The sequence below is a fragment of the Sinorhizobium sp. genome (genome assembly GCF_059070375.1).
Map to the genome: position 1 here is coordinate 1,604,293 of NZ_JCACWC010000003.1, position 19,309 is coordinate 1,623,601.

The following is a 19,309-nucleotide window of genomic DNA, read 5'->3' on the forward strand; positions in this document are numbered from 1 at the left end:
CTTTTTATCTGCGAGACAAACTCGAAGGCAGACACGATCCGCGGCAGCAATGCCGCGGATTTTCCAATTTCTGACCCCATGCGGCGAATCGGTTGCCTGGTCTGGCTCGGCGGCAACGCAGGTGGGGGCGATCGACAATGCACGCATGGGTTTTAGCTGCCGGCGTTTCAATGGTGCCTCGCAAGGCTGTCGTGTAAAAAGCCATGATGTTGTTCCAGCGTCACACACCGCAATTTGGTAGTATTTAATTCCATTGGTTGATCGAAATCGCGGACTTTCTGGAAATCAAATTCTATTGGTGGTCGAATTGTGGCGAGAAGTGGGAATTCTTACGTAAATCCGATGACCGGTCCCGCCCGGTCGGCTCCGGGGCTTCCAGTTTGCCATTTCACGCAATCGTGAGGATACTTCCCTCAAGCGCGGCCCCGAGGCGGATGGCCGCAGAATTGGAATGCAGGGGAGGAGCTTGATGGCTCGAATTGGATTGAAGCAGGGTATTCTGGCTGCGGTGGCCGGGGTGCTCGTGGCCTCGGCTGCGCAGGCGGGAGGGCTCGAGCGCAGCGGCTATAATATCGATCTCTTGTTCGACCCGTCGGACTATGCGGCCGAAGCGACGGCGACCTATGTCAATCCGCAACGTAAGCTGAAGAACGTCGAGGATACGGATACCGCCAATACGGACATTCTCGGAGGGACATTCGGTGGCGGAAACCTGAATTATCGTCCAAGCACCGCGGACGACACTGAGAGCTATTGGGCGCCCCGCATCGGCGTTAAGGCTGCTTTGGGTGACAGTATTGACTGTATGGCGGACTACTCGCAGCCTTGGGGCGCCCACACCAACCCCGGCAAAAACTGGGCCGGTGCCAACAACAACATCGAGACGAAGGTGGAGAGCGACAACTATGCGGCCACCTGTTCCTACAAGTGGGAAATGGGACCTGGCTATTTCCGGGTTATTGGCGGTGGATTCTATCAGGAAGTGGGCGGCTTTAAAGAGCGACTCGTGCAGGATTACACCTTCGCGCCGTTTCCGCTTTCGACCTTTTCTGGCGTCGGTCGTCTCGAGCTGGAAGACAGCGGATGGGGCTGGCGCACCGGCGTTGCATACGAAATTCCTGAATATGCTATGCGGGCGAGCTTGGTGTACAACAGTGCTGTAGATCTGGATGATCTTTCAGGCTTCATCGATCTGCGTCAGCTTGCGTTTCCGAACCCTTTCCCGGTCGGTCCTCCGTTGATCACCGGCACCAAATATGACGTTCGGGGTTCGGCCTCGATGCCGGATTCGCTTGAACTCAAGGTTCAATCAGGCATTGCCCCCGGCTGGTTGGCGTTTGGCTCCATCAAATGGACCGATTGGAGTCAGTTGCAGGTTGTAACATTCTGCCCTGCGACGATATCGCCTACTACGCCGTGCACCAGCCTCGATCTCCTTTACCGGGACGGCTGGACCGTCACCGGGGGCATCGGCCACAAGTTCAACGATCAATGGAGCGGTGCAGTCAGCCTCACCTGGGATCGTGGAACAAGCCAAGGCTATGGGGCTCAGACCGATACCTGGACGCTCGGCACAGGCGTTTCCTATACGCCGACCGAGAATGTAGAAATCCGTCTTGCCGGCGTCGTCGGTATCCTGACCAGCGGCAGTTCCGGTCCGGTTGATTTCGAAGGGGAGACGATCGGCGGCGATGTCTCCTACGACTTCGACAATGACTTCGTCGGTGCGATCTCGACATCGCTGAAGGTCAGGTTCTGATCTCCTAAAATCCACTGCTCGAGGCCCGGTCTCCGCCGGGCCTTTTTTATGTCTGGTAACCACGCTTATAAGCGGTTGTGAATGTGACGATTCAGCAACACATTTCCTGCTACGGTTTGCTACTATCCGGGCCGGGGTCGATTATGTCCATTTCCCGCCACAAAATGAGAGCAGCGATATAGGGACGAAGGCTAGTCGAGTTCCATGCCCGCGTTGAGGTGAAGTGAGTTTGTGTGCCGTCATGACATCCCGTAGCAATTGGCCTCAGGCGCGCAGCCGGAGCACCGGTGGGCGCAGGAGCCAGTATGTGCAGCATCTTCGCGACGGTGATGGGGTCGGCGTGGCCGGCTCGAACGAAAGAAACTGATTGTTATGCGCGCGGGTGAATTGAAGTCGCTTAGGGTTGCGGTGCTTGGCATGTCGCTGGCGGTTGGCGCAACCGCGGCCGGGCCGGCACGGGCTTTCGATCCCGGAGCCGGCGTGACCAAGGAGTCCGGCCCCTTCGCGCTCTTCAAGTTCGGTTTTTCCGCCTATAAGAGCGGCCGGAAAGACGAAGCGGTCGAGGCCTATCGATATGCTGCCGAAAAGGGGCACACGGGCTCTCGCTGGGCGCTCGCCAATATGTATGCCTATGGCGATGGTGTCGCGGAGAACGATCTCGAAGCATTCAAGATCTACAGCGAAATCGCACAACAGGGTGTCGAGCCGGGCTCGGAAGATACGGGCTACTTCGTCAATGCCTTGATTTCGCTTGCCGGCTATTACCGGCGCGGCATTCCCGACACCCCGGTAAGGTCCGACCTGTCGCAGGCCAGGCAGTTGTATTTCCAGGCGGCCTCCACCTTCGGCGTGGCGGAAGCACAATTCCAGCTCGCGCGCATGTTGCTTTCGGGCGAGGGCGGAAGCGTCAATGTCCAGCAGGCCAAGAAATGGCTCAACCGGGCGCGCAAGAATGGTCATGCCGGCGCCATGGGCGTTTTCGGAAACGTCATTTTCCAGGAAGGTCAGACCGCTCGCGGTCTCGCATACATGACGGCGGCGCTCGGCCAATGTTCTCCCAAGGATCGGCCCTGGCTCCAGGCGATGCAGGAGCAGGCGTTCTCGCTCGCCACCGAAGACGATCGCCGGGTGGCGATAACCATGTCCCAGAACATGCATCTGCAGAACGACGACGATTGAGGTCCTGTGCGGCCTGACCCGAGGATGGCGGCCGCAGGGCAGGGAAGGTCGACTCGCCTCAGGTCGTCGCGAACGCGAATTCAGCCGTTACGGGCACATGGTCGGACGGCTTTTCCCAGGCACGGACGTGTTTTTCGATAGAGGTCGACACGAGCTTGTCGGCCGCCTCCGGCGACAGCATCAGATGATCGATGCGGATGCCGAAATTCTTCTGCCAGCAGCCGGCCTGATAATCCCAGAACGAATAGAGCGGCGCCTCGTCGGAGGTCGCGCGCACCGCGTCGGTGAAGCCGAGGTTGCGCAGCCGCCGAAAGGCGGCACGTGTCTCTGGCAGGTAGAGAGCGTCGTTCCGCCAGACCTTGACGTCCCAGCAGTCATGCGCCTCCGGGATGACGTTGTAGTCGCCGGCCAGGATGAGCGGTTCCTCAAGGGCGAGCCTCTGTTCCGCGAAGGCGGCCAGACGCCGCATCCATCCGAGCTTGTAGGGGTATTTTTCCGTCTCTACCGGATTTCCGTTCGGCAGATAGAGGCAGCAGACCCGAAGGGCTCCGCCATTGACGGAGAACACGCCTTCGATGAAGCGCGACTGTTCGTCGGCAGGGTCTCCCGGCAATCCTCGATTGATCTCGTCCGGTCTTGTCCTGGAGAGCAGGGCAACGCCATTGAAGCCTTTCTGTCCATGCGTCTCCACATGATAGCCGAGCGCCTCGATCTCGCTTCTCGGAAATGTCTCGTCGACGGATTTGATCTCCTGCAGACAGGCGATGTCGGGGTTCGACTCCCTAAGCCAGCCGACGAGGCCGTCGAGACGCGCTTTGACGCCGTTGATGTTCCATGTGGCAATCTTCATTGGGCAGCCTTGCCTCTCACGACATTTGAGTCCGTTCGGTCGATTGGTTCTAGCGGCTGGAAATTCTTTTGACAAATCCGGGATCCGCCATTTGGGTTCTGGATCGGGCGGCCGCCGGTCCGGCGCATCTTCCGCTTCTTCCCCACGTTAGGTTTCACCCTTAAGTAGCCGAATTGATTCCGCTCCGCGTCCGTCTATAGTCCCGCGCATGATCGCGTTCATAGAGAGTTACTGGCCGCATTTTCTGGCGCTGCTTTCGGTCGTCCTCGGCGTCCCGGCAATCATCCATGCGGCGATGACGAAAGACGATGTGCGTGCGGCTGCCGGCTGGGTCGGGGTTGTGCTGCTCTCACCGGTCATCGGTGCGGTCATCTACGCGGTCGCCGGCATCAATCGGATGCGCCGGTCGTCTATCGGCCTGCAGCGCTCGCTGCTGCGCTCGACCGAGCGGGACCCGTTCGGGCGCTTCGATGTCACGCATGATCAGGTGGTGGCCCGTTTCGGGCAGCGTTTCGCGGCAATGAAGATGCTTGGAGACCGCGTTGCGCGCTTCACGATGTCGGCGGGAAACCACATCACCATGCTCGAGGGCGGCGACGCGGTCTATGCGGCGATGCTCGACGAGATCGCGTCCGCCCGTCGCAGCATTCTCATCGAGAGCTATATTTTCGACCGCGATCCCATCGGCATGCGTTTCGCCAATGCCCTGATCGCCGCAGTGAAACGCGGCGTCGCCGTGCGCGTCCTGATCGACGCCGTGGGTGCGCGCTATTCCGTGCCGTCCATTGTGGGCTATCTGAAGGAAGGAGGCGTGCCGACCGCCGTCTTCAATGGCAATATCATCATGGGCCTGCGGCTGCCCTATGCCAATCTCAGGACACACCGCAAGATCATGGTTGTCGACGGTACGGTCGCTTTCGCCGGCGGCATGAACATCCGTGCGGGCTTTGCCGCTGAAATCGCAGGAAAGGCTGCTTCTTTCGACACGCATTTCCGCGTTACGGGACCCGTTGTCGCCGATATCTTTCAGGTTGCTGCGGAAGATTGGCAGTTCTCGAGCGAGGAGGTACTGACAGGCGACGGCTGGCGGCTCGCCGACCTTCCCGCGGAGCCGGACGTGCGATCGGTGCTGATGCGGGCCGTTCCCTCAGGTCCTGACAACACCAACGAGACGAATCACAAGATGCTTATGGGCGCCTTTTCGATGGCGCGAAAACATATCCGGTTGATGTCGCCCTATTTCCTGCCCGACAAGGAATTGATCAGCGCGCTCGTGACGGCGGCGAGGAAGGGTGTCGAGGTCGACATCGTCGTGCCCTCCGTCAACAATTTGACGCTCGTCGACCGCGCGATGACGGCACAGTTCGACCAGGTGCTGAAAGGTCACTGCCGCGTCTGGCGGGCAAAGGGCGCCTTCAATCATTCCAAGCTGATGGTCATCGACGATCGCTGGGTCTATGTCGGATCGACCAATCTCGATCCTCGCTCCCTGCGCCTCAATTTCGAGTTCGACCTCGAAATACTCGACGAAGCCTTCGCACGCGCAATCGGCGAAAAGGTCTGCGCCATACGCGCGACCGCGGATGAAGTGACCCTTCCGGGGCTCCGCGCGCAGCCGCTCGTAAACCGGCTGGCAAACCGATTGCTCTGGCTCGGATCGCCCTATCTTTAGTGCTGGATGAGGAAAAGCGTGCGCGGTTTTCCGCCCGCATCTCGCTCCAACGTCCTGGAACCGATAACGATGTGGCGCGAGGCGTCAGATCGAAAAGCTCGTTCCGCACCCGCAGCTTGCGACCGCGTTCGGATTGTTGATCTGGAACGACTGTCCGAGAAGATTGTCGACGAAATCGATCTCCGAGCCGCCCATATAGACCAGCGACAGGCTGTCGATCAGGACTTTGGCCTCGTCCTTTTCGAGGATGAGATCGTCGGCATTAGCGGCGTCCACCAAATCGAACTTGTAGGAGAAGCCCGAGCACCCGCCGCCTTCGACGGAGACGCGCATCGCGCTCTTGTCCTTCTCCGCCTGGAGAATTGCGGCAATGCGTCTGGCCGCCGCATCCGAAAGCGTAACTGTTTCCTGCATCTTATTTGCCTCCTGCCGGGGTCAAGAACCGGAGAGATTCGTCTTCGCTCTGACGCTATAATCGCATGCCGTGACAGGCGATCTTCAGGCTTCCGCAAGCCGTTGTTCCGCCCCGAGGGGACGGAGTCGCCGGCCGGCGTCGCTTTCCTGTAGCGCTTTCTATAGGTATGAAGGCTTGAATGTCCCGTCAATGGGATGACGCGCGCAGGTGTGAAATGACAGTCGACAGGCAGGCCCTTGGTTTCGGTTACGGTGAACACGCAGCTTATGCATCGAACCCCTGGGCTTCCCGCGGCAGACTGTATCCCGAGGCATCGAGCCCCACACGTTCCGATTTCCAACGCGACCGCGACCGCATCGTCCATACCACGGCCTTCCGGCGGCTGAAGCACAAGACGCAGGTCTTCATTGCCGCCGACGGAGACCATTACCGCACGCGGCTCACGCATACGATCGAAGTCGCCCAGATCGCTCGCGCCCTCGCCAGGGCCTTGAAACTGGACGAGGATCTCGCCGAGGGGGTGGCGCTCGTCCATGATTTCGGCCATACGCCGTTCGGGCACACCGGCGAGGACGCACTGCACGAGGTGCTGGAGCCCTATGGCGGCTTCGATCACAACGCCCAGTCGCTGCGCATCGTCACCAAGCTGGAGCGGCGCTATGCGGAGTTCGACGGCCTCAATCTCACCTGGGAGAGTCTCGAAGGACTCGTCAAACACAACGGCCCGCTGATGACGGCAGACGGGCAGGGCCTTCGCGGGCCCGTTCCGCAGCCGATTCTCGATTACTGCGCGCTTCACGACCTCGAGCTTGCGAGCTTTGCGAGCCTCGAGGCGCAGGTGGCGGCAATTGCCGACGATATCGCCTATAATACCCACGATATCGACGATGGTCTGCGTGCCGGCTATCTCACTTTCGAAATGCTGGAAGAGATACCGTTTCTCGCCCGGTTGATGCGCGAGGTTCACGACCGCTATCCGGGCCTTGAAAGCAGCCGGTTCACGCATGAGATCATGCGGCGGCAGATCACCGCCATGGTGGAGGACGTCATCGCCGTGGCGCAGAAAAGGCTCGGTGAAGTCCGGCCGGAAAGCGCGAAAGACGTGCGATGCGCGGGCAGGGTAATGGCAACCTTCTCGGATGAGATGGGCGAGACGGACCGCCAGATCAAGAATCTGCTCATGACGCGCATCTATCGGCATCCGGAGGTCATGCGGGTACGACAGGGAGCGGCATCGATCGTGACGGACCTCTACCGGGCCTTCATGCACGATCCGTCGCTGATGAAGGAGCATTACTGGATCGACCAAATCGCCGGTATGGCGGTGCCGGCCCGGGCGCGCCACGTCGGCGATTACCTCGCCGGTATGACCGATACTTTCGCGATAAGCGTGCATAGGCGCTTGTTTGACCATACGCCTGATTTGCGCTAGTGACGCCCCCGCGTGGAGGCTGCAGGTTCTCGATGGACCCGGCCTCCTTTGAATTTGCGCCATTCTCCAGTGTGGCTGGAAAAAGCGGACGGATTAGATGAACCTTTTCACAGACTTCGAAGCAAGAATTAACAGAATTCTGGAATCGATTGAGATCATTCGTGAAAAGCGATCCGAGCTGGACTTCGGGCGCATCAATGTAGAGCCGCCGCGCGATGCAAGTCACGGCGATGTGGCGACCAATGCCGCCATGGTGCTCGCCAAGCCCCTTGGCATGAACCCGCGCGCGCTTGCGGAACTGATCGTCGAAAAGCTCGGGCATGATCCGGAGGTTGCCGGCGTTTCGGTTGCCGGTCCCGGTTTCATCAATGTCCGCCTGTCGGTTTCCTATTGGCAGAAGCTTCTGGCAGCCATCACGCGTGCCGGCGTCGATTACGGACGCAGCACGTCCGGCGCCGGACGCAAGATCAACGTGGAGTATGTCTCGGCAAACCCGACGGGGCCGATGCATGTCGGCCATTGCCGCGGCGCGGTCGTCGGTGACGCGCTCGCCAACCTGCTGGCCTTTGCAGGCTATGACGTGACCAAGGAATACTACATCAACGACGCGGGCTCGCAGATCGAGGTTCTCGCCCGCTCGGCATTCCTGCGCTACCGCCAGGCGCTCGGCGAGGATATCGCCGAAATTCCGGCGGGGCTTTACCCAGGCGACTATCTCGTGCCGGTGGGCGAGGCGCTCGCGGACGAGTACGGCACGAGCCTCCGGATCATGCCGGAGGACAAATGGGTGCCGCTCGTCAAGGAGCGTGTCATCGACGCGATGATGGCGATGATCCGCGAGGATCTGGCGGCGCTTAACGTCAACCATGACGTGTTCTTTTCCGAGCGCGCCCTGCACGACAACGGTGCGGCGCGGATCCGCACGGCCATCAACGATTTGACCTTCAAGGGTCACGTCTACAAGGGCACGCTGCCGCCCCCGAAGGGGCAGCTGCCGGAAGACTGGGAAGACAGGGAGCAGACGCTCTTCCGCTCGACCGAGGTCGGCGACGACATCGATCGCCCGCTGATCAAGTCCGATGGCAGCTATACTTATTTCGCGGCCGATGTTGCTTACTTCAAGGACAAGTTCGATCGTGGCTTCCACGAGATGATCTATGTGCTCGGCGCCGACCATGGCGGCTACGTCAAGCGGCTGGAGGCACTGGCGCGTGCGATCTCCGGCGGATCGGCGAAGCTGACGGTGCTGCTCTGCCAGCTCGTGAAGCTCTATCGCAACGGCGAGCCCGTGAAGATGTCCAAGCGTTCGGGCGATTTCGTGACCCTGCGCGACGTCGTCGACGAAGTCGGGCGCGATCCCGTGCGGTTCATGATGCTTTACCGCAAGAGCTCCGAGCCGCTCGACTTCGACTTCGCAAAGGTGACGGAACAGTCGAAGGACAACCCGGTCTTCTACGTGCAATACGCCCACGCGCGCTGCCGCTCCGTCTTCCGCCAGGCTGCGGAAGCATTCCCTGATCTTGATCTGTCCTCCGTCGATCTCGCAGGCGCGGCCGGCGCGATTGTCGATCCCACCGAAATGCAGCTCGTCGCCAAGCTTGCAGAATATCCCCGCGTGGTGGAGGCGGCAGCACTCTCGCACGAGCCTCACCGGATCGCTTTTTACCTGTATGATCTTGCCGCGGTCTTCCACGGACACTGGAACAAAGGTAAGGAAAACCCGGAATTACGTTTTGTTAACGATAAGAATAGAGAATTAAGCATTGCCAGACTCGGGCTGGTGCATGCTGTCGCCTCGGTATTGAAGTCAGGCCTGTCGATCACAGGCACTTCTGCACCGGATGAGATGCGGTAAGTCGTGTCACCAATTCCCCACAATGCACTGGCAATTCAACGCAGGCAGTTGTGAGTGGAGAGTATGGCAGACAAACAATTCGCACGAAGCGGGCCGGCAGAATTCGAACCATTGGCCGATGATGATCCGTTGAGCGAACTTGCCCGCATTGTCGGTTACGATGCTCGGCCAGCCGTTCAGCAACTGCAGGAACTTCAGCGCCACCAGGAGGCGATGCGGCGCGAGCCGGCCTTCGATCTCGAGGAGGAGCTCCTCCGCGCGTTCGATAGCTACGATACGCCCCATGCAGCGCCTGTTCGGCCCGATAGCGGCCTTGTCGAACATCCGTCTGCCCCAGTGTCGACCGATGGCCCGCACCCGGTCTTCGACGAACAGGTCGCTCAGAATGCAGTCGTCACCGATGTCGCTCCGGCCCCCGAGGGGGTCGCCGACGCTGCAGCGTCGCCTTCCATCGAGACCCCGGTGGAGCGGACGTCGAACGAGGATTTGACTGCGGTCACCGTAGCGTCCCATGACGAACCGGCCGTCGACCTGGAGCGCGAGCTCGAATTGTCGCTTGGCTACGATGCGTCGCCGGATGCGACCGACGCCGCCCAGCCGGATGTGGTGCCTGCCGGCGTAAGCGACGTTCCTATCTTCTCCGACTGGCAGGAACCGCTTTCCGCCAAGCTGGCCGTAGCCGGCAAACTCGCCGAGCAGGCCGGGCTTGCAGAGCCCGTCTATGTCGACATGGCCGGCGATCTCGCCGGTGCGGTCGAGAGCAACGAGCTTACGGACATTGCCGTCGCGCCGCCGGAAATGCCGTCGCCACCGTCGGCTTCCACTGACGCCGACCGGCTCCTGACCGATGTCGAGCGTTTTCCGGTGCCTGCCGCCGCAGAAGTCGCTGCCCCGGCCGTGGCCGAAACGCAGCATCGGCCCGCTCCGGCGGCCGTGAAGAAGAACAACTATCCTTTTACTCCGACGTTCAGCCGCGCGACTCCGGTTGCGTCGTCAGGCGGCGTCTCGCAGCAGCGGGCTTTTGCCACGCCGACCGTCGAGACGGCTGTCGCAAGCCCGGCTGCCACAAGCCCGGCGGTCGTCGTGCAGAGCGTGTCGCCGGAACGAGCGCCCGAGACGCGTGCGGAAGCAGCGCCTCAGGTGCCCGAAAACAGGATGCCCGAAGCGGAAGTCGAGCCGAGCTTCGACATCGAGGACTTCGAACTCGAACTGGCCGACATAGCGCTCGACCTCGATCTTGCGGACAGCCCGGTTGCCGATGCGCCGGCGAGCATTGTCGCTACGCAGGCCGCCGTAGCGCACCCGGCGCTCGTGGAAACGCCTGCGCAGCCTTATCTGCAGGCTATGGGCGCGCCACGCGAGCCGGAGACATTCGTCCATCAAACGCCGGTATCGTCGCGGGACATGACTGTGCCGGTGGAGCCCGAAAAGCCATCCGCCGACGTAGCCTTGCCTTTCGACCCGGCGATGATCGGCGAGACCGAAAGCGGTGTCGCACCGATCGGTGAACTGGACGTTCCACAGCTCCCTCCGGTCGAGGCGGAGGAAAAAGCAGCGGCCTATCCGGCCGATTACGATCTGGATATCGACGCCGAGATGGCGCAGCTTTTCAGCGCGCCGGCGCCTGCTGCCAAGAACGGCGCAAACCTCGAACCCGTGGCTGCATCGGCGGACAAAGCGGATCCTGTATTCGCACCGGCAGATGATTTCGACGAGTTCGAGAAGGCGATGGAGGAAGACTTCCAGCGATCGATGGCGGAGCGCCGGAGCCCAACGCAGGAAGCCGAGCGCATGACGGCGATGCCCCATGCTCAGGCCGAGGAATATCGCGAAGACGGTTATGGCCGGCGGTCCCAGCGCTCGATGTTGCTGGCTGCCAGCGTTGCCGGCATCATCATCGTCGGCGGCGCCGCCGTCTACGCCTGGATGGGCGGCAGCAACGCGGTGCTTTCCGGCGATGGTCCGAAGATCATCCTGGCGGACAAGGCGCCGGTGAAGGTCGTGCCCGAGGAGAAGGGCGGCAAGACTGTGCCGAACCAGGACAAGGCGGTTTACGACCGCGTTGCCGGCGTCTCGGGCAAGGCGCCGCTCCAGCAGAGCCTGGTCTCATCGACGGAGGAGCCGATGGACGTGGTGCAGCGGACGCTGACGCCGGAGACTTTGCCGCTCGAGGGACGTGGAGACGTTGAGACGTTGCCGGGTGCTTCGCCCGCCGACGACGACGAGGTCGCCCGCTTGCTGCCGGGGACCGATGCCGGCAATGCCGCCGATGAAGAGGAAGCGGTTCCCGCCGTTGCACCGCGCAAGGTCCGCACCATGATCGTCAAGCCGGACGGTACGCTTGTCCCCCGTGAGGAACCGGCTCCGCAACAGGAAAGCGCGGCGGCAACAGCCGGCGGTCCGGCGCCGATCCCGGCCCGTGCGTCCGGTGAAGCCGTTGCCGCCGGTTCACAAGCCGAAGCAACGGCTGCCGCGCAGCCGGATCAGCTCGCTGCAGCCTCCGAAGGGGCCACGCCCGTTCGAAGCGTAAAGACGACCGCGCTGCCGCAGGCACGCCCGGCCGCTCAGCCGCAGGCCGCTGCTCCCGCCGCGGCCCCCGCGGAAAGCCAGCCTGCAACCGAAACGGCAGCCGCGCCGCTGGCGACGGCTTCGGTTCCCGCCGGCAGCTACGTGATCCAGATTGCCTCTCTGCCTTCGGAGGCCGAGGCGCAGAAGAGCTACAACAATCTCTCCTCGAAGTTCGCGAGCGTGATCGGCGGTCGCGGGGTGGACATCCGCAAGGCGGAGATTGCTGGCAAGGGCACCTATTACCGGGTCAGGATCCCCGTCGGTTCGCGCGAGGAGGCCAATTCGCTTTGCTCTCGCTATAAAAGCGCCGGCGGAAGCTGCCTGGTAACGAAATAAGCCTGAGAAGAGAAAACAAGAAACGGGCGCGGCAGGGATGCCGCGCCCGTTTTCATTACGGGATTGCCGCACGTTTATATGGCCAAGTCGGCTACGCTTTAGGGAAACATGCAGTATGCTTTTCGTATGAGCGAATCAAAAGCATTCATATCCGGCTGCAAGGGCCTTACGCTGACGCAGGAAGAACGCGATTTCTTTGCGGGCGAGCGCCCATGGGGCTTCATTCTCTTCGGACGCAATATCGGCGAGGAAGACCAGATCCGCGACCTGGTGGCGAGCCTGCGTGACAGCATCGGCAACCCCCGGGCTCCGGTATTGATCGATCAGGAGGGCGGTCGCGTTCAGCGCATACGCCCGCCGCTCGTGCAGCAATATCCGAACGGCGCGGCGATCGGCGAAATCTATCGGCGGGACAGGGAACGGGGCCTGCGTGCCGCATGGGTCATGGGGCGTCTGCATGCCTTCGACCTGATGCGCTTCGGCATCACGGTCGATTGCCTGCCGGTACTCGATGTGCCGGTACCCGGCAGCCATGACGTCATCGGCAATCGTGCCTATGGGCATGACCCGGCGACGGTAACCGCGATCGGTCGCGCGATGAGCGAAGGTTTGAAGGCGGGCGGCATGTTGCCGGTGATGAAGCACATGCCCGGTCACGGCCGGACCTTCGTCGACTCGCATCACAACCTGCCGGTCGTCAGCGCCGGTATCGATGAGTTGAAGAGCAGCGATTTTCTGCCCTTCGCGGCCATGAAAGACGAAGCGATGGCCATGTCGGCGCACATGGTCTTCACTGCTATCGACCCGGACAACCCGGCGACGACCTCTGCGAAGGTCGTGAGCGAGATCATCCGGGGCCACATCGGCTTCGACGGCCTGCTGATGTCCGACGACGTTTCCATGAATGCGCTTGCCGGCGACATGACTGCACGTGCCGGCGGAATAATCGCGGCCGGTCTTGATCTCGTCTTGCATTGTCATGGCATTATGGAAGAAATGAAGGCCGTGGCAGATGTCGTTCCGGTTCTCTCCGGCGAGAGGCTCCGCCGGGCGAGGGCTGCCGAGGCCGCTTTCCGGGAACCGGACGACGCAGTCGAAGCTGCGCTGCGCGCGGAATTCAACGCAATGTTCGCGCTCGCCTAGGCTCTCGAGCCTGGCGCGCGGGTCCGTTGCTGAAAGGGCAGGGTCGTGAGCAAATCGGACGAAAGGCAGGAAATGCCTTCCGCGAAGGCGCCGATGGAGCCTTTGTGGCAGGACGAGTCTGCCCGTCGCGGATTGCACGAGGACGAGCTCGTCGTCGACATCGCCGGCTTCGAAGGTCCGCTGGACCTCTTGCTGCACCTCGCGCGCAGCCAGCGCGTCGATCTTTCCCGCATCTCGGTGCTGGCGCTTGCGGAACAATATATCGCCTTCGTCGAGCGGGCACGGTCTATCCGTATCGAGCTTGCCGCCGACTATCTCGTCATGGCAGCGTGGCTTGCTTACCTCAAGTCACGCCTGCTCATCCCCCAGCCGGCAAAGGATGAAGGCCCGTCGGGCGAGGAGATGGCCTCGGCGCTTGCATTCCGCCTGAAACGTCTGGAGGCGATGCGCGACGCCGCGACGAAACTCGTGAACAGAAACCGCCTCGGCCGGGACATCTTCGTGCGCGGCGCGCCCGAGCACATCGTCACGGAGAGGAAGTCCGATTATGACGCCTCGCTCTACGACCTGCTGACCGCCTATGCGACGCTCAGGCAACGTCAGGCCATAACCCAGGTGACGATCGAGAAGCGGCATGTCTGGTCGCTCGGCGATGCCCGTTTGATCCTGGCGAGAATGGTCGGCAGTCTTGACGACTGGACCGCGCTCGACCATTTCCTGATCCGCTACATGACAAGCCCGAAGGAGCGCGCGACGGCGATTGCGAGCTCCTTTGCGGCCTCACTGGAAATGGTGCGCGAGGGGCGGTTGGAAATCCGGCAGGAGGGCGCTTTCACGCCGATCTATCTGCGGCGCGGGCCAAATCCGATCGATGCAGCAACCTTGGCGGAGATGGAGGCGGCACGTGGCTGAAGCCCAGAAATTCGTGCCGGGTGACGAGGATTACGAGGAAGAATTCTCTTTCGATCCGAGGCTCGAGCAGGAAGCGGAGCGGATCGCCGAGGCCCTTGTATTTGCCTCGGCCCAACCGGTTTCAGAAACCTATATTGCCGGCCGCCTGCCGCGCGGCGTCGACGTCGCAAGCGTTATGGCGCGGCTCAAGAACCGATATGCCGGTAGCGGCGTCAACCTGGTTCAGGTCGCCGATCATTGGGCCTTCCGCACTGCCGCGGATCTGTCCTTCGTCGTCAATACGGAGGAGCAGGAGGTCCGCAAACTGTCGCGCGCGGCGCTCGAGGTGCTGGCGATCATCGCCTATCACCAGCCGGTGACGCGGGCAGAGATCGAGGATATCCGCGGCGTTCAGACCTCGAAGGGTACCCTCGACGTGCTGATGGAGGCGGGATGGGTGCGGTTCCGCGGTCGCAGACGCACGCCCGGACGTCCGGTGACGTTCGGCACGACGAGAGATTTTCTCGATCATTTCGGCCTCGAAGAGATCCGCGACCTGCCGGGCATCGAGGAGCTGAAGGGGGCCGGCCTGCTGTCCGGGCGTGTCCCTTCCAATCTGAACATTCCGGTTCCGATCGGCGACGACGAGTTTGCCGATAACGAGGATCCCATCACGCAGATGGACCTCGAAGAACTGGGCCTCTTGACACCGAAGGCTGAAGAAGACGATTAAAAATCCTGAGTATGGATATCGGCTTTAGGTTAGAGCCGGATCTTCGGGTCGAGGAATGCAAGCATGGTTTCAGATGCGCGTAGCGGCGCCGTCACGATGACGAGGCGCTCGGGTGTGTCGTTCGCAGCGAACCTGGCATTCGAGAATATCAGCCATCGGTATCATTCCAAGGAAACGATCAAGGGTGTTTCGCTCAAGGCCGAGGCCGGCGAAGTGCTCTGCCTGCTCGGACCTTCCGGCTCCGGCAAGACAACGCTGTTGCGCATCGCCGCGGGCATAGAGAAGCAGACGGGCGGGCGTCTGCTGCTGAATGGACAGGAAATATCCGGCCCTTCCATCTTCATTCCGCCGGAGCAACGCGGCGTCGGCCTGATGTTCCAGGACTTCGCCCTTTTCCCTCATATGACCATCCGTGAGAACGTCTGTTTCGGCTTGACCGAATTGCCGAAGAAAAAGGCATTGCTGCAGGCCGATGCCGCGCTGGAGAGGGTCGGCCTTCTGCATTATGCCGAGCGGTATCCGCATGTCCTTTCAGGTGGCGAGCAGCAGCGCGTGGCGCTGGCCCGTGCGCTTGCGCCGCGGCCGGCGGTGCTTTTGATGGACGAGCCTTTTTCCGGCCTCGATTCCCGCCTGAAGGATTCCATCCGCGCCGACACGCTGGCCATACTGCGCGAGACGCGCGCGACCGCCATCGTCGTAACGCACGACGCCGAAGAGGCGATGCGTATGGCGGACCGGATCGCACTGCTGAAAGACGGTCGGCTGGTGCAGGTCGGCACGGCGGACGAGCTCTATCGCCGGCCCTGCGATCTCTTCACTGCCGGCTTCTTCTCGGAAATTAACGTCTTCGATGCGCGCGTGCGGGACGGTCATGCCGAAACGCCGCTGGGGGTTGTGGCAACAGCGCAATATACGGAGGGGCAGCCACTGAGCGTAGCCGTGCGTCTTTCCGGCATCCGGCTCGACGAGACGGGTGGAGAAATTCCGGCACGCATCGTATCCCGGCGCTTCCTTGGCGTCGTGGAGCTTCTGGAACTCGCCGTGCCGCAGTCCGAACGCACGGTTCGCGCCCGCATCCGCGCCGATTTGCTGCCGCAAGGATTGCGTGACGTCACGCTTTCCGTTAACGAGCGCGACATATTGGTGTTTGAAAAAGACGCCTCAACACCTTAGGGTCCGCCAAGAGGATGGCGTGCCCGGAGGGTGCGCCTGAAAAATGACAACGTGCTGGGCTCTAATCTGTTTAGGGTCTCGAGGGAGTAAGTGGATGGGTTCGTTTAGTATCTGGCATTGGCTGATCGTTCTGGCGGTGGTTCTGCTGCTGTTCGGCCGCGGCAAGATCCCCGAGTTGATGGGCGACGTTGCCAAGGGCATCAAGAACTTCAAGAAGGGCATGGGCGACGACGAGGTCGCTTCGGCCGACAAATCGATCGACGGCAAGACCGTCGACCACAAATCTGACGAAGTCCGCTGACGGTCGGAAGCTGACGGGGCTGGGTGCGACAGGCACCCGGTAGCCCGCATCACGGGTTTTTAGGGCGCGTCGGATGCTTGATATCGGCTGGACCGAGCTTGTTGTTATCGCAATCGTCTTGATCATCGTCGTCGGTCCGAAGGACCTGCCGCCGATGCTGCGCGCGTTTGGACGGATGACGTCCAAGATGCGCGGGATGGCGTCCGATTTTCGGCGGCAGTTCGACGAGGCGCTGCGCGAAGCCGATCTCGACGACGTTCGCAAGACGATCAGCGATGCGCAAAGCCTCAATCCGACCGCGGCATTGCGGGATGCGATGAATCCGCTGCGGCAGCTCGGTAACGAGATCAAGTCCGATCTGCAGAAGGCGACCACGCCCGACAGGCCGCCAGCCTCCACGACGCCCGAACCGCTGGTCGAACCGGTCAATACCGACGCCGCCGGCGAAACGGCGGCAGTAGCCACGGATAAGGTGGCGGCGGCAGCGGTGAGCTCGGCATCGAGACAGATGGACCGTGCCGCCGACGCGCCGAAGGCGAGCGAACCGGAACCTGCCGTGAAGTCCAGAGCGCAGTCCAAGAAGTCGGGCGCTTCCGTCACGAAGAAGGCCGCCGGCGAAACGGCGCCGAAGAAGTCGCCGGCGCGCAAGGCGCCGGGCGAAGCGCCGGCTGCGAGCAAGTCGAAGACGCGCGCGGCTTCGCGCAAGAAAGGTGACGCATGAGCCGCGATATCGAGGACCGGCCGCAGCCGCTTATCGAGCATCTGATCGAACTGCGCACGCGGTTGATGTGGGCGGTGGGCGCATTCTTCGTGGCGTTCCTCGTCTGCTTCTATTTTGCCAAGCAGCTGTTCAACCTCCTTGTTCTGCCGTTCAAGTGGGCCGTGAGCTGGGCCGGACTCAGCCACCGCAACGTTGAGCTCATCTACACGGCGCCGCAGGAGTTCTTCTTCACGCAGATCAAAGTTGCGATGTTCGGTGCGCTGGTGATCGCATTTCCGGTCATCGCCTCGCAGGTGTACAGGTTCGTTGCACCCGGCCTTTACAAGAACGAACGCGCTGCCTTCCTGCCATTCCTGGTCGCTTCGCCACTCCTGTTCCTGCTTGGCGGCGCGCTGGTCTATTTCTTCTTCACGCCGATGGTCATGTGGTTCTTCCTCGCCATGGAACAGGGCGGCGGCGAAGGGCAGGTCGCGATCCAGCTCCTGCCGAAGGTGTCCGAGTATCTCAGCCTCATCATGTCACTGGTCTTCGCCTTCGGTCTGGTGTTCCAGTTGCCGGTCATCACGACGCTCCTCGCGCGTGTCGGCTTCGTCACCGCCCAGGGGCTCGCCGAGAAGCGCAAATACGCGATCGTGATCGCCTTCGTGGTCGCAGCGGTTCTGACGCCGCCGGATCCGGTTTCCCAGATCGGCCTTGCGCTGCCAGCCATCCTTCTCTACGAAATTTCAATCTACACGGCGCGACTCGTCGAAAGGCGAAGGGCTGCCGAGGCCCTCGAGCGCGAGGCTGCCTCTGAGCAGGAAAGCTCGTCCGAGACGGCTGACCCCGCCAAGGGCTGACCGCGGACGTCTTGCGCCGTTCACGGCGCCCTCGCTCCTCGCACGCGCAAGGGGCGCTGTGGCATTCTGAATCGCTGCAGGATTTCGCCGTAAGCGGCTCCGACGTCCTGCAGCAACTAACGCGTGGAACGACTATGCTCGATATCAAATGGATCCGTGAGAATGCAGACAGGCTCGACGACGCCCTGGCGAAACGGGGTGCGGAGCCGTTGTCGGCGTCCCTGATCGCACTTGACGAACGCCGCCGCGCGGTCCTCCAGTCCCTGCAGGACATGCAGTCGCGGCGCAATGCCGCGTCGAAGGAGATCGGCGCGGCGATGGCCCAGAAGAACAGCGAGCTGGCCGACAGGCTCAAGGCCGAAGTCGCCGACCTCAAGAATGCGTTGCCGGCGGCCGAAGAGGAAAGCCGTCAGATCGAGGCCGAACTCTCGGACGCGCTGTCGCGCATCCCCAACACGCCGCTCGACGACGTGCCCGTTGGCGCGGACGAAAGCGCGAATGTCGTGACGCGGGTCGTCGGCGCCAAGCCCGGCTGGAATCACAAGCCTCTCGAGCATTTCGAGATCGGCGAGGCGCTGGGACTGATGGACTTCGAGGGAGCGGCCCGGATCGCCGGGTCGCGCTTCACCATCCTGAAGGGCCAGCTCGCCCGGCTCGAGCGGGCTCTCGGCCAGTTCATGCTCGATCTGCACACCGCAGAGCATGGTTACACCGAGGTTCAGCCGCCCTTGCTCGTTCGCGACGATGCGATGTACGGCACCGGCCAGTTGCCGAAATTCTCCGACGATCTCTTCCGCACGACCGACGGGCGCTGGCTGATCCCGACTGCGGAAGTGCCGCTGACGAACATGGTGCGGGAGCAGATTCTCGACGGTGAGAAACTACCGTTGCGCTTCACTGCGCTGACCCCGTGCTTCCGCTCCGAGGCCGGTTCCGCCGGTCGTGACACCCGCGGCATGTTGCGCCAGCATCAGTTCAACAAGGTCGAACTGGTGTCGATCACCGACGCCGAAAGTTCGATCGACGAGCACGAGCGCATGACCGCTTGTGCCGAGGAGGTGCTCAAGCGCCTCGGCCTGCACTACCGCGTCATGACGCTCTGCACCGGCGATATGGGGTTCGGCGCGCGCAAGACCTATGATCTCGAGGTCTGGTTGCCGGGGCAGGACGCCTATCGCGAAATTTCCTCCTGCTCCGTCTGCGGCGATTTCCAGGCCCGTCGGATGAACGCACGTTACCGCGGGAAAGAAGAGAAGGGGACGAAGTTCGTCCACACGCTCAACGGATCCGGCGTCGCGCTCGGCCGGGCGCTGATTGCCGTTGTCGAGAATTACCTGAATGACGACGGCTCGATCACGGTGCCGGACGTCCTTGTGCCTTATATGGGCGGCCTGCGGCGGATCGAGAAATCGGCCTAAGCACGAATGAAGCGGAAGAAGACC

16 protein-coding genes are annotated in these 19,309 nt (G+C 61.9%); 14 read left to right on the forward strand and 2 right to left on the reverse strand.

What is annotated here, in order from left to right:
- Nucleotides 1-469 precede the first annotated feature (469 nt).
- Nucleotides 470-1,759, forward strand: a complete 1,290-nt coding sequence (locus AC5J09_RS19775; protein ID WP_338283136.1) for an OmpP1/FadL family transporter — start codon at nucleotides 470-472, stop codon at nucleotides 1,757-1,759.
- Between the two features lie 372 nt (nucleotides 1,760-2,131).
- Nucleotides 2,132-2,938 (forward strand): two-component system ChvIG regulator ExoR, encoded by an 807-nt coding sequence (gene exoR, locus AC5J09_RS19780; protein ID WP_003534542.1) that lies wholly within the window; start codon nucleotides 2,132-2,134, stop codon nucleotides 2,936-2,938.
- Nucleotides 2,939-2,996: 58 nt separating this feature from the next.
- Here exoR and xth read toward each other — a convergent pair whose 3' ends face one another.
- Nucleotides 2,997-3,788: an exodeoxyribonuclease III gene (gene xth, locus AC5J09_RS19785; RefSeq protein ID WP_494298296.1), complete on the reverse strand. Its 792-nt coding sequence runs from the start codon at nucleotides 3,786-3,788 to the stop codon at nucleotides 2,997-2,999.
- A 208-nt stretch (nucleotides 3,789-3,996) separates the two neighbouring features.
- Between xth and AC5J09_RS19790 the strand changes: the two genes are divergently transcribed.
- The gene (locus AC5J09_RS19790; protein WP_494298297.1) at nucleotides 3,997-5,460 is read left to right on the forward strand and encodes a phospholipase D-like domain-containing protein; all 1,464 of its coding nucleotides are present in this window, start codon (nucleotides 3,997-3,999) and stop codon (nucleotides 5,458-5,460) included.
- Nucleotides 5,461-5,544: 84 nt separating this feature from the next.
- Here AC5J09_RS19790 and erpA read toward each other — a convergent pair whose 3' ends face one another.
- A complete protein-coding gene (gene erpA / locus AC5J09_RS19795) occupies nucleotides 5,545-5,874 on the reverse strand; it encodes an iron-sulfur cluster insertion protein ErpA (protein ID WP_494298298.1) in 330 nt (109 codons plus the stop codon).
- Nucleotides 5,875-6,089: 215 nt separating this feature from the next.
- Here erpA and AC5J09_RS19800 point away from each other — a divergent pair, with 215 nt between their 5' ends.
- The 11 genes from AC5J09_RS19800 (at nucleotide 6,090) to serS (ending at nucleotide 19,285) form a co-directional block, all read left to right on the forward strand.
- On the forward strand, nucleotides 6,090-7,307 hold the full coding sequence (locus AC5J09_RS19800) for a deoxyguanosinetriphosphate triphosphohydrolase (protein WP_100674036.1): 1,218 nt from the start codon (nucleotides 6,090-6,092) through the stop codon (nucleotides 7,305-7,307).
- 97 nt (nucleotides 7,308-7,404) lie between these two features.
- Complete coding sequence (argS, locus tag AC5J09_RS19805) at nucleotides 7,405-9,162, forward strand: arginine--tRNA ligase (protein ID WP_100674035.1); 1,758 nt, start codon at nucleotides 7,405-7,407, stop codon at nucleotides 9,160-9,162.
- 63 nt (nucleotides 9,163-9,225) lie between these two features.
- Complete coding sequence (locus AC5J09_RS19810; RefSeq protein ID WP_494298299.1) at nucleotides 9,226-12,066, forward strand: SPOR domain-containing protein; 2,841 nt, start codon at nucleotides 9,226-9,228, stop codon at nucleotides 12,064-12,066.
- 108 nt (nucleotides 12,067-12,174) lie between these two features.
- Nucleotides 12,175-13,209: a beta-N-acetylhexosaminidase gene (gene nagZ / locus AC5J09_RS19815; RefSeq protein WP_494298300.1), complete on the forward strand. Its 1,035-nt coding sequence runs from the start codon at nucleotides 12,175-12,177 to the stop codon at nucleotides 13,207-13,209.
- Between the two features lie 72 nt (nucleotides 13,210-13,281).
- Nucleotides 13,282-14,121 carry a segregation and condensation protein A gene (locus AC5J09_RS19820; protein ID WP_164867107.1) on the forward strand — a complete coding sequence of 280 codons (840 nt, stop codon included), beginning with the start codon at nucleotides 13,282-13,284 and terminating at the stop codon, nucleotides 14,119-14,121.
- Entirely contained in the window at nucleotides 14,114-14,833 is a 720-nt protein-coding gene (scpB, locus tag AC5J09_RS19825; protein ID WP_275597999.1) for an SMC-Scp complex subunit ScpB, read from the forward strand. Before AC5J09_RS19820 ends, scpB begins: the two co-directional genes overlap by 8 nt.
- 63 nt (nucleotides 14,834-14,896) lie before the next feature.
- Nucleotides 14,897-16,006: an ABC transporter ATP-binding protein gene (locus AC5J09_RS19830; RefSeq protein ID WP_494298301.1), complete on the forward strand. Its 1,110-nt coding sequence runs from the start codon at nucleotides 14,897-14,899 to the stop codon at nucleotides 16,004-16,006.
- Between the two features lie 94 nt (nucleotides 16,007-16,100).
- On the forward strand, nucleotides 16,101-16,307 hold the full coding sequence (locus AC5J09_RS19835; RefSeq protein ID WP_003534564.1) for a twin-arginine translocase TatA/TatE family subunit: 207 nt from the start codon (nucleotides 16,101-16,103) through the stop codon (nucleotides 16,305-16,307).
- A 73-nt stretch (nucleotides 16,308-16,380) separates the two neighbouring features.
- Complete coding sequence (gene tatB, locus AC5J09_RS19840; RefSeq protein ID WP_411932921.1) at nucleotides 16,381-17,028, forward strand: Sec-independent protein translocase protein TatB; 648 nt, start codon at nucleotides 16,381-16,383, stop codon at nucleotides 17,026-17,028.
- Complete coding sequence (tatC, locus tag AC5J09_RS19845) at nucleotides 17,025-17,867, forward strand: twin-arginine translocase subunit TatC (RefSeq protein WP_018097729.1); 843 nt, start codon at nucleotides 17,025-17,027, stop codon at nucleotides 17,865-17,867. The genes tatB and tatC overlap by 4 nt, the downstream gene beginning before the upstream one ends.
- A gap of 134 nt (nucleotides 17,868-18,001) precedes the next feature.
- The gene (serS, locus tag AC5J09_RS19850; protein WP_324763337.1) at nucleotides 18,002-19,285 is read left to right on the forward strand and encodes a serine--tRNA ligase; all 1,284 of its coding nucleotides are present in this window, start codon (nucleotides 18,002-18,004) and stop codon (nucleotides 19,283-19,285) included.
- The last annotated feature ends 24 nt before the right edge of the window (nucleotides 19,286-19,309 follow it).

Coding starts and splice junctions, on each gene's coding strand:
- AC5J09_RS19775 (WP_338283136.1), top strand. CDS start 470: ATGGCTCGAATTGGATTGAAGCAGGGTATTCTGGCTGCGGTGGCCGGG.
- exoR (WP_003534542.1), top strand. CDS start 2,132: ATGCGCGCGGGTGAATTGAAGTCGCTTAGGGTTGCGGTGCTTGGCATG.
- xth (WP_494298296.1), bottom strand. CDS start 3,788: ATGAAGATTGCCACATGGAACATCAACGGCGTCAAAGCGCGTCTCGAC.
- AC5J09_RS19790 (WP_494298297.1), top strand. CDS start 3,997: ATGATCGCGTTCATAGAGAGTTACTGGCCGCATTTTCTGGCGCTGCTT.
- erpA (WP_494298298.1), bottom strand. CDS start 5,874: ATGCAGGAAACAGTTACGCTTTCGGATGCGGCGGCCAGACGCATTGCC.
- AC5J09_RS19800 (WP_100674036.1), top strand. CDS start 6,090: ATGACAGTCGACAGGCAGGCCCTTGGTTTCGGTTACGGTGAACACGCA.
- argS (WP_100674035.1), top strand. CDS start 7,405: ATGAACCTTTTCACAGACTTCGAAGCAAGAATTAACAGAATTCTGGAA.
- AC5J09_RS19810 (WP_494298299.1), top strand. CDS start 9,226: ATGGCAGACAAACAATTCGCACGAAGCGGGCCGGCAGAATTCGAACCA.
- nagZ (WP_494298300.1), top strand. CDS start 12,175: ATGCAGTATGCTTTTCGTATGAGCGAATCAAAAGCATTCATATCCGGC.
- AC5J09_RS19820 (WP_164867107.1), top strand. CDS start 13,282: ATGCCTTCCGCGAAGGCGCCGATGGAGCCTTTGTGGCAGGACGAGTCT.
- AC5J09_RS19830 (WP_494298301.1), top strand. CDS start 14,897: ATGGTTTCAGATGCGCGTAGCGGCGCCGTCACGATGACGAGGCGCTCG.
- AC5J09_RS19835 (WP_003534564.1), top strand. CDS start 16,101: ATGGGTTCGTTTAGTATCTGGCATTGGCTGATCGTTCTGGCGGTGGTT.
- tatB (WP_411932921.1), top strand. CDS start 16,381: ATGCTTGATATCGGCTGGACCGAGCTTGTTGTTATCGCAATCGTCTTG.
- tatC (WP_018097729.1), top strand. CDS start 17,025: ATGAGCCGCGATATCGAGGACCGGCCGCAGCCGCTTATCGAGCATCTG.
- serS (WP_324763337.1), top strand. CDS start 18,002: ATGCTCGATATCAAATGGATCCGTGAGAATGCAGACAGGCTCGACGAC.